At 34.8% G+C, this 14,658-nt stretch carries 11 protein-coding genes and 9 tRNA genes; 1 reads left to right on the top strand and 19 read right to left on the bottom strand.

Going from position 1 to position 14,658, the window contains the following annotated elements; genetic code table 11:
- Positions 1-6 precede the first annotated feature (6 nt).
- The 11 genes from yhbH to V7S50_RS23900 form a co-directional block, all read right to left on the bottom strand.
- A complete protein-coding gene (yhbH, locus tag V7S50_RS23950) occupies positions 7-1,182 on the bottom strand; it encodes a sporulation protein YhbH (RefSeq protein ID WP_063225207.1) in 1,176 nt (391 codons plus the stop codon).
- Positions 1,183-1,627: 445 nt separating this feature from the next.
- Positions 1,628-3,523 carry a PrkA family serine protein kinase gene (locus V7S50_RS23945; RefSeq protein ID WP_000353280.1) on the bottom strand — a complete coding sequence of 632 codons (1,896 nt, stop codon included), beginning with the start codon at positions 3,521-3,523 and terminating at the stop codon, positions 1,628-1,630.
- A gap of 396 nt (positions 3,524-3,919) precedes the next feature.
- Positions 3,920-5,989: a sensor domain-containing protein gene (locus tag V7S50_RS23940; RefSeq protein WP_063225208.1), complete on the bottom strand. Its 2,070-nt coding sequence runs from the start codon at positions 5,987-5,989 to the stop codon at positions 3,920-3,922.
- Between the two features lie 128 nt (positions 5,990-6,117).
- The gene (gene trmL, locus V7S50_RS23935) at positions 6,118-6,606 is read right to left on the bottom strand and encodes a tRNA (uridine(34)/cytosine(34)/5-carboxymethylaminomethyluridine(34)-2'-O)-methyltransferase TrmL (RefSeq protein WP_000538147.1); all 489 of its coding nucleotides are present in this window, start codon (positions 6,604-6,606) and stop codon (positions 6,118-6,120) included.
- Positions 6,607-6,664: 58 nt separating this feature from the next.
- Entirely contained in the window at positions 6,665-7,552 is an 888-nt protein-coding gene (locus V7S50_RS23930) for an amidase domain-containing protein (RefSeq protein WP_242255516.1), read from the bottom strand.
- A 43-nt stretch (positions 7,553-7,595) separates the two neighbouring features.
- The gene (queG, locus tag V7S50_RS23925; RefSeq protein WP_242255518.1) at positions 7,596-8,738 is read right to left on the bottom strand and encodes a tRNA epoxyqueuosine(34) reductase QueG; all 1,143 of its coding nucleotides are present in this window, start codon (positions 8,736-8,738) and stop codon (positions 7,596-7,598) included.
- A 198-nt stretch (positions 8,739-8,936) separates the two neighbouring features.
- Positions 8,937-9,010 (bottom strand) — tRNA-Gly (locus tag V7S50_RS23920).
- A gap of 114 nt (positions 9,011-9,124) precedes the next feature.
- Entirely contained in the window at positions 9,125-9,778 is a 654-nt protein-coding gene (locus tag V7S50_RS23915) for a DsbA family protein (RefSeq protein ID WP_242255521.1), read from the bottom strand.
- 187 nt (positions 9,779-9,965) lie between these two features.
- Positions 9,966-10,742, bottom strand: coding sequence for a transglycosylase domain-containing protein (locus tag V7S50_RS23910; RefSeq protein WP_016089400.1), 777 nt, complete (start codon positions 10,740-10,742; stop codon positions 9,966-9,968).
- Positions 10,743-11,188: 446 nt separating this feature from the next.
- Positions 11,189-11,650, bottom strand: coding sequence for an NUDIX hydrolase (locus V7S50_RS23905; protein ID WP_242255528.1), 462 nt, complete (start codon positions 11,648-11,650; stop codon positions 11,189-11,191).
- 148 nt (positions 11,651-11,798) lie between these two features.
- The gene (locus tag V7S50_RS23900; protein WP_000532949.1) at positions 11,799-12,518 is read right to left on the bottom strand and encodes a YebC/PmpR family DNA-binding transcriptional regulator; all 720 of its coding nucleotides are present in this window, start codon (positions 12,516-12,518) and stop codon (positions 11,799-11,801) included.
- 629 nt (positions 12,519-13,147) lie between these two features.
- Here V7S50_RS23900 and V7S50_RS23895 point away from each other — a divergent pair.
- On the top strand, positions 13,148-13,468 hold the full coding sequence (locus tag V7S50_RS23895; RefSeq protein ID WP_242255530.1) for a DUF3884 family protein: 321 nt from the start codon (positions 13,148-13,150) through the stop codon (positions 13,466-13,468).
- Positions 13,469-13,825: 357 nt separating this feature from the next.
- On the opposite strand, the gene V7S50_RS23890 is transcribed toward V7S50_RS23895, so the two are convergent.
- The 8 genes from V7S50_RS23890 to V7S50_RS23855 all read right to left on the bottom strand — a co-directional run bounded on the left by V7S50_RS23890 (position 13,826) and on the right by V7S50_RS23855 (position 14,566).
- Positions 13,826-13,907, bottom strand: a tRNA-Leu gene (locus V7S50_RS23890).
- Between the two features lie 10 nt (positions 13,908-13,917).
- Positions 13,918-13,988: transfer RNA gene (locus V7S50_RS23885), tRNA-Cys, on the bottom strand.
- 14 nt (positions 13,989-14,002) lie between these two features.
- A tRNA-Gly gene (locus tag V7S50_RS23880) sits at positions 14,003-14,077 on the bottom strand.
- Between the two features lie 5 nt (positions 14,078-14,082).
- A tRNA-Gln gene (locus V7S50_RS23875) sits at positions 14,083-14,157 on the bottom strand.
- Positions 14,158-14,220: 63 nt separating this feature from the next.
- A tRNA-His gene (locus V7S50_RS23870) sits at positions 14,221-14,296 on the bottom strand.
- Positions 14,297-14,315: 19 nt separating this feature from the next.
- Positions 14,316-14,389, bottom strand: a tRNA-Trp gene (locus tag V7S50_RS23865).
- A 7-nt stretch (positions 14,390-14,396) separates the two neighbouring features.
- Positions 14,397-14,480: transfer RNA gene (locus tag V7S50_RS23860), tRNA-Tyr, on the bottom strand.
- A gap of 10 nt (positions 14,481-14,490) precedes the next feature.
- A tRNA-Thr gene (locus V7S50_RS23855) sits at positions 14,491-14,566 on the bottom strand.
- Positions 14,567-14,658: the final 92 nt, after the last annotated feature.

Here is a 14,658-nt window from a genome sequence, read left to right as displayed (position 1 = left end):
AAGGGGTTATGCCATTTTCTCTCCAGCTTCTTCTCTAAAGAAGCTCTTCATCGCATGGAATACATCTGCTTTTTGCTTTAAAATATAATATCTGAAATTCTCATCTTTAATATTTTTATAGGCTGACATGAGGGTACTATGGCGGTTGTACTGGTTCACTTCCCCATATCCAAACATATTACACTTCTTCATTAACTCTTCAACAAGCTTTACACATCTAGCATTATCTGATGTTAAATTATCACCGTCTGAAAAATGGAATGGATAAATATTATAGCGGTCTGGTGAGTATTTATTATCAATTAGCTCGAGTGCTTTTTTGTATACAGAAGAACATATTGTTCCACCACTTTCTCCTTTTGAGAAAAATTCTTCTTCTGTAACTACTTTAGCTTCTGTATGATGGGCAATAAATTCAATATCTACTGTTTCATACTTCGTTCGTAGAAATCTCGTCATCCAGAAAAAGAAGCTACGTGCCATATATTTCTCCCATATTCCCATTGATCCACTCGTATCCATCATTGCTAATACAACCGCTTTAGAATCTGGCTTTAATACTTCATTCCAAGTGCGGAACTTTAAATCTTCTTGATGAATTGGATGGAAGGATGCTTTACCACGCATCGCATTTCGTTTATATGCGGATATCATCGTTCTTTTCTTATCGATGTTGCCCCATAATCCTGTTTTTCTAATATCATTAAATTCAACATGTTCAATCCGATTTTCATCTATTTCTTTTCTCTTCAAATTAGGCAGTTCTAACTCTTTGAAAAACGCTTGCTCTAATTCTAGAATAGAAACTTCAGCTTCATAATAATCTTCTCCAGCTGAATCTCCTGCCCCTTGCCCTTTTCCTGGTCCTTTTTGTTTTTGACCACCTGATCCATCTCTCGCAACGACATCACCAACTTTGCTGTCACCATTTCCTTGCCCAACGTGTTTGTTTTTATCATAATTGTACCTAATCTTATATTCATCTAAAGAACGAATTGGTATTTTTACAACATCCTTACCATTAGACATAACAATGCTTTCTTCTGTTACAAGATCGGGTAAATTATTCTTAATTGCCTCTTGTACTTTTTCTTGATGGCGTTGTTGGTCGTCATATCCTTTGCGATGGAGGGACCAGTTTTCCTGTGAAATCGTATAATTTGGTTGGTTTTCTTCACCCATTTCTTTCCCTCCTTACTGTAATTGTCTTCCTATATGAACAGCAAGCTAAAAATTTTGTTTTATACTGTGCCAGCTAGAATGAAAGGTAACTGCCCATCGAAAATCATCCCATAAACATATATAACGTTTTTCATATAATACTCCGAGCATCCTAAACAAAATTTTGCCACTCACATAATAGAAATGACATTTAACCGTCGATAAGAAAGAAACACAATGCATTGTTGCACACATTTTCACTTTGCAACATATTGTATTGTGTTGGCTTTTTTCGTATGAATGGTTGGTTACTCTATCATATGCATATTGTAAAAATAATTGACAATAAATTCATAAAATTGCATCTTAATTTATTATATTTGGACAAGGTATGACACTTTACACATATGAACGGATAATAAAACGCTGTCCCGCAAAATACAAGAGACAGCGTTTTGTTATCAAACTATCGATTTAACAGGCTACCTACATAGCGTAATAATTCATTTGCTGAAGAAGAATTATAGCCGTGCTCATCAATTAAACGTGCAACAACATCATTGATTTTCTTCAGCTGATTTTCGTCTGGTGTTTTCGTTGATGTTGTGATTTTCACTATATCTTTTAAATCAGCAAATAGCTTCTTCTGAATCGCTTCACGAAGACGTTCGTGCGAATTATAATCGAAGCGTTTCCCTTTACGTGCATAAGCAGAGATGCGAATTAATATTTCTTCCCGGAATGCTTTTTTAGCATTTTCTGAGATTCCAATTTGCTCCTCAATTGAGCGCATTAATTTTTCATCTGGGCTCATTTCTTCCCCTGTTAACGGATCACGTAATTTCGACTTATTGCAGTACGCCTCAACGTTATCTAAGTAATTATCCATAAGTGTCTTAGCGGATTCTTCATACGAATAAACAAACGCTTTTTGTACTTCTTTCTTAGCGATTTCATCGTATTCTTTTCTAGCTAATGAGATAAAATTCATATAACGCTCTCGGTCTTCATTACTAATCGATGGATGCTGATCCAACCCATCTTTTAACGATCTAAGCACATCTAGAGCGTTAATAGAAGGTACCTCTTTTCGAATAATTGTAGATGAAATTCGGTTAATAACGTAACGAGGGTCAATACCTTTCATACCTTCATCTTGATATTCGCGTTGCAACTCCTCTACATCAATCGCATTATAACCTTCTACCGTTTCTCCATCATACAAACGCATCTTTTTAATTAAATCAATATCTGGACGCTTCGGATCTTTTAATCGAGTTAAAATCGTAAACATTGCTGCAACTCGAAGTGTGTGCGGTGCAATGTGCACATCGGACACGTCACTTTCACGAATCATTTTTTCATAAATATGTTCTTCTTCACTAACTCGTAAATTGTATGGGACTGGCATTACGATAATACGTGAATGTAATGCTTCATTTTTCTTATTTGCTATAAAGGAACGATACTCTGTTTCGTTCGTATGCGCTACGATTAATTCATCTGCTGAAATAAGCGCAAATCTTCCTGCTTTGAAATTCCCTTCTTGCGTAAGGGATAATAAATGCCATAAAAATTTCTCATCACATTTTAACATCTCTTGGAATTCCATCATTCCCCGGTTCGCCTTATTTAATTCTCCATCAAAGCGATACGCTCGAGGATCTGATTCTGAACCATATTCTGCAATTGTAGAGAAGTCAAGACTACCTGTTAAGTCAGCAATATCTTGTGACTTCGGATCTGAAGGACTAAATGTACCAATCCCTGTACGACGATCTTCCGAGAAGAAAATACGCTCTACGACTACATCCTCAATTCTTGACCCATATTCTTGTTCTAAACGCATCACATTTAATGGTGATAGATTCCCTTCAATTCTAACCCCATACTCATCAAAGAAATCATCTCGTAAATGATGCGGAATTAAATGAAGTGGATCTTCATGCATTGGGCAACCTTTAATTGCAAAGATTGCTCCGCGATCTGTTCTTGAATAAGTTTCTAATCCTCGTTTCAACATCGTAACTAATGTTGATTTCCCTCCACTAACAGGACCCATTAATAATAAAATACGTTTTCTAACATCTAATCGTTTTGCAGATGGATGAAAATATTCCTCTACAAGGCGTTCTAAAGCATCCTCTAATCCAAATAGCTGATTACTAAAGAAATTATACTTTCTTCTACCATCAACTTCTTCAATTCCAGCGTCTTTTATCATATTGTAAATGCGAGAGTGTGCTGTTTGAGCCACCCATGGTCTTTCCTTCACAAGCTCTAAATACTCCGCAAACGTACCTTCCCATTGTAAGCGTTCTTCTGCTTCTCGATGCTGTTCAATTTTTTTAAGAATATCCATTATAGCTCCTCCCCCATCTCCTTGTTCAATCGGATTATTATAAAAGGTATGCTAGGATGTCCTCAAACATTCTTTAAATCAAAATGAAATATATAGTAGTCATATAAAATTCTCTCCAAAATTCAAAGAAAATTCTGTATAATATAGGTATTAAAGTTTTTACACCGCTATTCATTATAAATAAATTCTTTTCTTCCAAGAACCTTACATACATTTCGAATAATAATTAGGATTCATAAACCGAAAACGTAAGGAGGATATTAGTATGAAATTATTATTGATTTTAGGTGTATCACTCACATTTCTTACAGCCATTTTTACATCTGGTTACAATGATAAACCAGGTACACATAAAAAGTGATGTGCTTTTTAGCACATCACTTTTTTCTTTATCAATCATTTGTAATATGTATTTTCCACATCATATTTTGATAGCGGTCTACTATAATAATAACCTTGTACAAGCTTCACATTCTTTTCCTTCAAAAACTGTATTTGTTCCGTTCTTTCTACTCCCTCTGCGATTACATTCAATTCTAAAGTATGAGCTAAATGAATAATTGCAGCTGTAATATTCGTATCGCGTTCATCTACATGTATTCCTTCCATAAAAGAACGATCAATTTTCAAAGTATCAATTGGATACGTTTTTAAATAACTTAAAGATGAATATCCTGTCCCAAAATCATCTAAATGAATCTTTAAATTTTGTTCTTTTAATTGTAGCAATACTCTTTTCGATATATCTTTATGTATAAGGGCTCCTTCTGTAACCTCTATCGCTAATAAATGGGCTGGTACATTGTACTTATGTAAAGCACGTGTAATCATTTCTATTAATGTAATAGAGCGAAAGTGCCTGGCTGAAATATTAACTGCGATCGGGACAACTTCATATCCTTTATTTAACCATTCACGTATTTGCTGACACACTTCATTTACTACCCATTCATCAAGCTTAATAATAAATCCTGTTCTTTCTGCTAGCGGAATAAATTGATTGGGAAGGACAAATCCTAATTCTTTATTCTCCCACCTTATTAAGGCTTCCATACTAGCTATTTTTTTCGTTTCAATATTAATTTGTGGCTGATAATATAAAAAGAATTCATTTTTTTCTATAGCACGATGTAATTGGTTTTCTATTATAAATCTTTGTTCACGCTCACAATCTAATCCATTGCCATAAAAATGATAATGCCCTTTTCCTTTTTCTTTTGCTTTTTCCAAAGCAGCATCAACTCTTTGGAATAATATTTTTTCATCTTTTCCATCTGTTGGGGCCATTACAATTCCAATTGACGCACTTAAATACACGTCCTCTTCTTGTATTACAAAATGCTCACTAATCCTTTCTAGTATGTTGTTTGCAACTACCTCTACACGTTCTTTCGTTATATTTTCTATTAACATAACAAATTGATCATCGTGTTCTCTAAATAAGTGCATACCGTCTATTTGGAGACTACTTAAACATTCTGTAACTTTTTGTAATACTTTATCTCCTTCTTTATGACCAAACGTATCATTAATAAGATGAAATTCATCTAAGTCTATAAAGATAAACGCAAAATCTACCTTCTCATTTAAGAAATCATTTAACTTATTTGTACATGAAATTCTATTCATTAATCCTGTTAACTGGTCATAGTAAGCTAAATATTCCGTTCTCATCTCATTTAATACTTGCCTTGTAACATCCCTCGTAACAATATAAACCCCAACAATTTCACCATTCACAATAATTGGAATAGTTCTCAAAGAAATATAGAGCTCGTACCCTTCTTTATGAACATATTTCTTTGAAACAATTTGCTTTGCTCTTCCTTGCATAGCCCCTTTAAATATAATTTGAAAATCTTTTTCATATTCTTTATTAATAAATTCAAAAATAAATTTATTATTTAATTCTTCATATCGGTATCCGAATATTTCATACGTTGCTGGATTTGCATATGTAATTTCCCCTATAGAATCTATAGATATAATAGAGTCATTATTATATTCTAGTAATGACTTAAATAACATTTGTTTTTCCTCTATCTCAATCTTCTCCTCAATTTGAGCTGTAATATCCCTCGTAATACAAATAATAAACTGGCATACTCCTTCTTCGTCAAATACAGGATTAAGTGAAGATTCATAATGTATCTCACCCTTTGGTAAACTAACTACATCACAAAAGGTATGCGCTTTCGCTTCGCTCGCTACTTTTGCATATTGCACTTGCAATATTTCCGCCGTATCTTCCGGTAATACTTCTGCAAAAGTTTTTCCATAACATTCTTCACTTAGCTTTGCATAATCCATACCTAACTTATTTACATAAATATATTTAAAGGTTTCATCATCAATAACTTTCACAATAAATACTAAATCTTGAATAGCATGTAATAATCCTCTTCTTATTAAATCCATATCTATCATACTTAAAAAGGTATTTTGATTACGATATTGTTCCTTCATATTTATCTCAACCTGTCTGATCTATTTTTATTCATATATCCCATTCTATATGAATATGTACCCTTTTTTAAATGTATGATTACATATTTATTTTTATTTTCAGAAAAAAAGTCGCCATATGGCGACTTTTAATAAACAATTTCTAAATCTAATCCTGGATAATTTTGTTGGCGGAACGCTTCATAAATTAAAATAGCTGCTGTATTAGATAAATTTAATGAGCGCACTTTATCAGTCATTGGAATACGTAAACAATGATCGAAGTTTTCTTCGATTACATTAGCTGGTAAGCCGTTTGTTTCTCTTCCAAATACAAAATAGTAATCCTTCTCACGTTTACTATAATCAAACGCTGTATGAGCTTTCTCGCCATACTTTGTTAAATAGAAGAATTCACCGTCTTTATTTTTCTCATAAAACTCTTCAATTGAATCATAATACGTAATTTTCACGTGCTGCCAATAATCTAATCCTGCACGCTTTAACATTTTATCATCCGTTGAAAATCCAAGCGGTCTAATCAAATGTAATTCTGTTCCAGTTGCTGCACAAGTACGAGCAATATTCCCTGTATTTGCTGGAATTTCTGGTTGATATAAAACAACATGTACTCCCACGCGATATTCACCTCTGTTTTTTGTCTACTACGTATTATACCACTTGAGCGAAAAATCTCTACCCATTAATAATATGAAAGAATTTATATTTCATTTGTGGTGTATATTTACTAGAATCTTCATAGTTCCAATAACGCCGGCGGCTATTTGCTGAATGTGCATTTACAAGTGGCATACCATCTGCGTCTTTCGCTACTACAATTGTCGTATGATTCCACCTACCATCATCCTCAAAATCATAAGCGATGACATCACCAAGAATAAGGTCCTCTGGTCTTTCTACTGCTTCTGCTCGAAGCCCTGTTGTAGCACCTGACAAATACCAATAAAAAGAGTGTGCGACAGCCCAGCTCCAACTCCACTGATTCTCCCTTTGCCACCATCCTTTACGAATATTAGGATATCCATTCATTGGTACTTCTCCAGTATGAAGACATTGAGAAATAAAATTCGTACAATTATCCGGGAAATTACGATATACAGGGTTTCGATCATCCCACCAACGTTCCGCATATTTAACTGCCTCTAAACGGTTATACTGATAAGAACCGTACTTCTCTTTTATAATTTCCCTTTCTAATGTCTCACTCATTCCAACTGCTTCTGGCACTTCAATAGCATAATCACCTATTACCCGGCTATTATTTAAACAAACTCTTCGTTTTAATTGTTCCTCTTCGATATAAAATAATTCTTTATGCTTAATTAAATATTTAAAGTGTATTTGATAATCAACTTCTTGATGATTGCTATTATTTAATTGTCTTATGAAAGAAACGTCCGCAGTTGCTTTCACTATATGTGCATTACGCTTTTGAAACAATTGCTTCTTTCTCTGTGCTATTTGTAATAAATCTTCAGCAATACCATCTACATTTGTTCGTTTCTCTGTTATATATAATAAAAATTGTTGTACCTGCTTTTCAATATTTATTTTTACAACCATTTCGTCTCCCCCCATATTACAATATGAAAAAGGGAGATATTATCTACTCTTTTTTCTGTGCTAACAATTCAAGTCCGCGATTCATTTCATGAAGAACCTCTTCGTCTTTCTCACGTTGCATCGCTTTTTCAATAGCTTCGCCCACGCCGTCTCCACCAATTTTCCCAAGTGCCCACGCTGCTGTTCCGCGAAGTACTGGTCTTGGATCATCTTTCATAACACCTATTAAATCAGGAATTGCTGATGCTTCTTTAAAATGTGCAAGTGCCAAAATCGCATTTCGTTGCAACGGCTTTTTACCTCTCCATGAACCAGACATAATTCCATATTTCTCTTTAAAATCACGATTACTAATTGTTAAAAGTGGTGTTAATAACGGCTTAACTAACTCAGGATCTGGTTCCATCTCAGGATGATTATGAAAATCCATTCCTTTATTTTTTGGACAAACTGTCTGACATGTATCACATCCATAAATACGATTTCCTATTTTGTCGCGATATTCTTCCGGTAGGAATCCTTTCGTCTGTGTTAAAAATGCAATACATTTCTTCGAATCTAACTGTCCTCCTTGTATTAAAGCACCTGTAGGACAAATATCAATACATTTTGTACAGCCCCCGCATTGATCTTCAATCGGTTGGTCTGGTGGGAATGGAACGTTTGTAATCATTTCTCCTAAATATACATACGAACCAAATTCAGGTGTAATAATAGCGCAATTCTTACCGCTCCAACCAATACCGGCACGCTCCGAAACAGCTCGATCACTTAATTCACCCGTATCAACCATTGACTTAACTTCTATATCGGGAAGTTTTTCAATTAAATATGCTTCTAATTTTTGCAAACGATCTCGTAAAACAAGATGATAATCTTGTCCCCAAGAAGCACGACAAAAAATCCCGCGGCGTTCTCCACGCTTACTTAATGGTGCATTTTTTAATTTTGAAGGATACGCTAATGCAATCGCAATAATTGATTTCGCACCAGGCAATAGCAGCTGTGGGTTCGTTCTCTTTTCTATATCAGGCTCTTCAAATCCAGATTGATAATTTAATTGTTGCTGCTGGATTAAACGCTGCTTTAATTCTTCAAATGGTGAAGCACTAGCAAAGCCTATTTTATCTATACCAATTGTTTTACTATACGCAATGACATCTTGCTTTAATTGTTCAAAATTCATTCCTAATCGCCTCCTCAGATGAATCCATCCCTTATGTAACAATCTATTGGTTAGCAATTCACTTTTGGAATACTATTCTTTACTTCTATTTTCGCATACAATCACGCTTTTCAAACATTAAAAAACGCAATGCCTCGTTTATCTCGGAAACGAAACACTGCGTTGATCACAATTTATAGAAAAACATTAAATAAAATTTGGAGCGGGTGAAGAGAATCGAACTCTCGACCAGAGCTTGGAAGGCTCTTGTTTTACCACTAAACTACACCCGCAAATATGAAATACATATAAGATATTAGAATAACTTATGTAAAGTAGTATAGCATGTAAAAAAATCGGAAGCAAGAATTTTATCGAAAAAAGTCGAAAAAGTGATGAGTATCTCATCACTTTTTCAATTCTTTATCAATTGCCTTCTTCATACTATCGAAATCAGGATTTGCAAGATTTCCATTTATATATACTGAAGGAGCGCCTTGTACTTTTAATTTTTGAGCACGATCTGAATCTTTACGTACTTTTTCTTTCATTTCTTTATTATGTAAATCTTTTTTAAATTGCTCTACATCAACTTTCGGAAGCTTTTCTTTCACAATGTTAAGAAGTAATTCTTCTGTAATCCATTCTTCCGTGTCTTTCTTTTGACTTTGATAAATCTCATCATAGAAAATCCAGAATGAATCTTTATCTTGCTTATAAATTGCTTCACCAGCTGCTGCACCTAAATCAGAGTCTTTTCCGATAAATGGGAAGTTAATAAAATATAACTGCACTTTACCTTTATCTATATACTCTTCTTTTAATCGTGGTAATACTGTTACATCCCAAGTACGACAAGCAGGACATTTGAAGTCTCCAAATTCAACTACCTTAACCGGAGCATCATCTTTCCCTAAAGATTGTTGTGTGGAATAAGCAAACATCTCATTCCCTTTATCTTTTTTGTCATTTATGATGCTATACGCAATCGTTCCGATTACAATCAATACTGCAATGGAAAAAACTATACCAAGAGCCATGAGTTTGTTCGATGATTTCATATACATTCCTCTTTAAATTCATATTCTGTATACAGCATTGTACACAATACACATAATATCAATACTTACATATATCACGCAATGAACACGCTCACATAAATTACAAAAATACAACATTTGTGACGATATTGTGTCACAATTTGTCACAAATTATTCAAAAAAAGAAGTTCCTATATAGGAACTTCCCTTAGCTTACTGCTTTTTCACGTGCATTATTTAACATCGACTGCTCTGTTTTTATATCATGACGGATTACTAATTTCTCACTAACTGCTTGCACATACTCATCATGATTGATATAGCCTTCTTTCTCCATTAACCTCAAAACTACATTCCGTCTCTCAACTGCTTTATCGTAATTTTGTGCAGGTGAGTAATAAGCTGGTGCCTTTACTACAGCAGCCATCATTGCACTTTCAGCCAACGTTAATTGGCTCACCTTTTTACCAAAGTAAAGGTTTGCTGCCTTTTCAATTCCCCATGCTCCTTCTCCGTAATAAATATTACTTACATACAATTTTAAAATTTCATCCTTCGTAAATGTGCGTTCAATTTTTTTCGTGTAAAAAATTTCTTTCCACTTACGAGAAAATGTACGTTCATTCGTTAAAAAAGCATTTTTGGATAATTGCTGTGTAATTGTGCTTCCTCCTTGCACAACACCACCAGCTTTTATATTCTCAACAGACGCCCTGATAATCGCTATATAATCTAAACCGTTATGATGATAAAACCTTTTATCTTCTGTTGCAATGAATGCATGTGTTAACGATTCTGGCACCTCTAACTTAGCCGGTACATGTAATTTACTAATATCACTCTGCTCGATCATTACATTTCCAATGAATAATAACGTAAAACTTAACAATAATAATAAAATAATGGCTTTATAAAAAAATTTAGTCATTGGATTTAATGCAACTTTTTGATGATAGTTCACCCTAGATAATACTCGTTCTTTCATCTTAAACACCTCTTTTCCACACAGCGTATAACTCTTACTTTAAGAATACCTTGTTGCAAAAAAATATCCCATCGATTTCTCTTACACGTACCTTACATCATTGTAAGGTATAAAAAAGTATTGTATCACAGTCTTTTTTTATCTACTATTCATCTGAAATATCGAATATAGATTATGCTAACGCCCAAATAACAGAGTATACTTTAAGGCTATTATACTTCCCTATTAAAACACCTTATGTTCACTTTATACTTTCATTATATCATCTACAAATATATATACTTTTGAGTATCTAGTAATCTAAATGTATATAATACATCATATATTATACAGAACAAACGTTCTAAAAATCAATACTGCCACTATTATTATTTTGACCTTTTTCTTAAACAGTATACAAAAAAGAGTAGTAATTTGATTGTATCTCAAATCGGCTACTCTTTTCTTTACAATCTTCCTATTAAGTTATATGGCTGCACTTCCCACGTTTCATACGGAATAAAATGTGTTGCTCTCATCGCATCAAGCGTTCTGGATTTCATATGAGGACGCGTTATATACTCATCTATGTTCTCTTCATTTAAAACAACAAATTTAGCCTCTTGTATTTCTTCAGGCTGAATTTTTATTTCACCGCTCACATATGCCACTTTAAAAACGACAGATAAAATATGCATAGAAGCATTATAATAAACCCCTGTAATACCGATAGGCTTCACCGTTAATCCTGTTTCCTCTTTTATTTCCCTACAAACAGCTTGATCGAGCGCTTCCCCTTCTTCTACCTGTCCTCCAGGTATTTCCCACGTATCAGCTCGCCAGTGTACCTTTACTAATAACACCTCATTTTTTTCATTGGTTAAATAGCCTGCTACTGCAACGATATGCTTTGGTGTTTTATGTTCCATATTACGCCTCCTAGCAATAATGAAAATTTCACATATCCCTATAAGCATATTCCCCTGTCTACAACAAAATACCTTTACTAACTCAGCACCTTAATTAACCTCATAAAAAAAGCCCCTATTCGTTAAACGAACAGAGGCTTCTATCGTATTATTCTCCTAAGTCTACGTTGTGGTAAACTTGTTGCACATCTTCTAAATCTTCTAATGCATCAACCATTTTCTCAAATTGTACTTGAGCATCTTCAGGAAGTGTTACATCACTTTGTGCAAGCATTGTTAATTCTGCAACTGTAAATTCCTCAACGCCAGCACCTTTAAGTGCAGATTGTACTGAATGGAATTGATCTGGTTCAGCATACACAATAACAGCATCTTCTTCTTCTAGAATGTCACGTGCATCTACATCTGCTTCCATTAAAATTTCAAGAACTTCATCTGATGTTTTACCTTCAAGGCCGATAACAGCTGTCGCATCAAACATGTAAGCTACAGAGCCGTTTACACCCATGTTACCACTGTTTTTGCTAAAGGCAGCTCGTACATCTGCTGCAGTACGGTTTACGTTATTTGTAAGTGTATCTACAATAACCATAGCTCCATTTGGCCCAAATCCTTCATAACGAAGCTCATCATAATTTTCCTCTGAACCGCCTTTTGCTTTTTCCACTGCACGATCAATAATTGTTCTTGGTACATTATATGTTTTCGCACGCTCTAATACGACTCTTAACGCTTGGTTTGATTCTGGATCTGGCTCGCCTTGTTTTGCTGCCACATAAATTTCACGTCCAAATTTCGCGTATATACGGCTTGTATTTGCATCTTTTGATGCTTTTTTATCTTTAATATTATTCCATTTACGACCCATACTTTCCACTCTCTTTCCCGTTTTAAATCTACATAAAAATATTAATATAAAATATAATGTGTATTCAACACATTTTTAAAAGAAATATAAAAAGTTCATTTTTGATTCATATTACAGACATAATATAAATCACTATCATTTGGTTCTTTCAACAAGTTATATTATACATGAATTCCTACGTTTATTACGAATTTTAGAATCACATAACATAATTTAGCAAAGAAGACTCTAACATCGCCAATACCGATGAACCGACACCCCCGAAGGAACACGATTTTGAGTCTTTTTAGGTGAATTTTATATAGTTATATAAATTGCTCCCCTTAAAATCCTTTATTTTAAGCATTTTAAAATCTTTGAGCTTCTTTAAACATGATAAATTAAAATGAAACGGAGCCAAAATGGAATCACAATAAATAACTGATACTTTTTATTTTCATTTCTCTCCCTTAATTAAGTTTATCCTATTTCATTTCTTATTTTTTCTTATTTTATTATCTCTCGCTAAACAATAAGATAAAGGGATAATTTCCCATAACGTCCCCCTAATTACTTTCTGTTGCTGTATAATTAAAATAGAAATTTTTTTGGAATCCACAAATTTGAAAGAAGGATGGGAGAGAGTTATTATGACACATTCAAATGAGAAAAAAGCACATGGTCTTAAAGGGATAGGAGAAAAACTAAACCCAACTATCTATCAAGTGAGATTCATGGAATTAGATGAACCAATTCAATTTGAGTCGTTTCCTGAATTAAAGGAATTAGGGGACTGGTTGAGTACTTCAACGCAAATGTGGTCGTGTCACTCAACTATGTACAAGTACAACAGAGAAGAATTTGAAAAGAAGTTTTTAGAAATTACAAAATTACCAGCTGATCATGTGCTAATATCTACTGGTGGTGTCGGATTTAACTTCATGTCACCAGGTTGGAGCAATTCTTTATAAAGGGATAAAAACGACTGTTAGTTTTTATCCTTTTAGTGTTTCACAGTTTACTCCAACTGTATAGTATGTGCTTTGATCGAGAAAAATTTTATACTTATCTTTTGAAAAGTAAATAAGGTGGATCAATTTTTAACGTTCAGTCGTTCAAATAAACGCTTCATTTTATTGTGTGAGGTCTTAAATTTCGAAGTTGGCAACCAGTATAAAATAAATTCAATGCTTCTTCATCAGTGGTTACCATCTTCTGTTAATAATGTTCTACGTTTACTCACTTTTTGTGCTTATTTTGTCGTGTGAAGAAAATACAAAAAAACTCTACACAATTAGTGTAGAGCCTTGATGTTACGCCGTTCATGATACCGATGGTCGGGGTCGAACCGACACTCCCGAAGGAACACGATTTTGAGTCGTGCGCGTCTGCCAATTCCGCCACATCGGCACAAAAGAAAAGGCGGCAACCGGATTTGAACCGGTGATAAAGGTTTTGCAGACCTCTGCCTTACCACTTGGCTATGCCGCCATATTAAATTTCATTGGAGCGGAAGACGGGATTCGAACCCGCGACCCCAACCTTGGCAAGGTTGTATTCTACCACTGAACTACTTCCGCAAAAATGGCTGGGCTAGCTGGATTCGAACCAGCGCATGACGGAGTCAAAGTCCGTTGCCTTACCGCTTGGCTATAGCCCATCGAATTCTTACTTAATTATATGTAAGTATCAATTAGATTATTTATAATTTTAAAAATAAAAATGGGGCGACTGATGGGAATCGAACCCACGAATGCCGGAGCCACAATCCGGTGCGTTAACCACTTCGCCACAACCGCCATGTTGTGTAAATATATTTGGCAGGGGCAGTAGGAATCGAACCCACACTGGAGGTTTTGGAGACCTCAGTTCTACCTTTAAACTATGCCCCTATGTAAATGGTGGAGGGGGGCAGATTCGAACTGCCGAACCCGAAGGAGCGGATTTACAGTCCGCCGCGTTTAGCCACTTCGCTACCCCTCCGAAACTTACATGGTGCCGGCTAGAGGACTTGAACCCCCAACCTACTGATTACAAGTCAGTTGCTCTACCAATTGAGCTAAGCCGGCGTATTTTATTAAAGTAAATGGTGGCTCGGGACGGAATCGAACCGCCGACACGAGGATTTTCAGTCCTCTGCTCTACCGACTGAGCTACCGAG

Source organism: Bacillus sp. CCNWLW194, assembly GCF_037120585.1.
GTDB lineage: Bacteria > Bacillota > Bacilli > Bacillales > Bacillaceae_G > Bacillus_A > Bacillus_A basilensis.
Note: the sequence above shows the minus strand (reverse complement) of the source record. Positions and strands in the feature narration are given on the sequence as shown.

Bases quoted from the DNA above. Each gene is read 5' to 3' on its own strand.
- yhbH (WP_063225207.1), bottom strand. From the start codon at position 1,182: ATGGGTGAAGAAAACCAACCAAATTATACGATTTCACAGGAAAACTGG.
- V7S50_RS23900 (WP_000532949.1), bottom strand. From the start codon at position 12,518: ATGGGTCGTAAATGGAATAATATTAAAGATAAAAAAGCATCAAAAGAT.
- V7S50_RS23910 (WP_016089400.1), bottom strand. From the start codon at position 10,742: ATGAAAGAACGAGTATTATCTAGGGTGAACTATCATCAAAAAGTTGCA.
- V7S50_RS23905 (WP_242255528.1), bottom strand. From the start codon at position 11,650: ATGGAACATAAAACACCAAAGCATATCGTTGCAGTAGCAGGCTATTTA.
- V7S50_RS23930 (WP_242255516.1), bottom strand. From the start codon at position 7,552: ATGGTTGTAAAAATAAATATTGAAAAGCAGGTACAACAATTTTTATTA.
- V7S50_RS23945 (WP_000353280.1), bottom strand. From the start codon at position 3,523: ATGGATATTCTTAAAAAAATTGAACAGCATCGAGAAGCAGAAGAACGC.
- V7S50_RS23915 (WP_242255521.1), bottom strand. From the start codon at position 9,778: ATGAAATCATCGAACAAACTCATGGCTCTTGGTATAGTTTTTTCCATT.
- V7S50_RS23895 (WP_242255530.1), top strand. From the start codon at position 13,148: ATGACACATTCAAATGAGAAAAAAGCACATGGTCTTAAAGGGATAGGA.
- queG (WP_242255518.1), bottom strand. From the start codon at position 8,738: ATGAATTTTGAACAATTAAAGCAAGATGTCATTGCGTATAGTAAAACA.
- V7S50_RS23940 (WP_063225208.1), bottom strand. From the start codon at position 5,989: ATGAAGGAACAATATCGTAATCAAAATACCTTTTTAAGTATGATAGAT.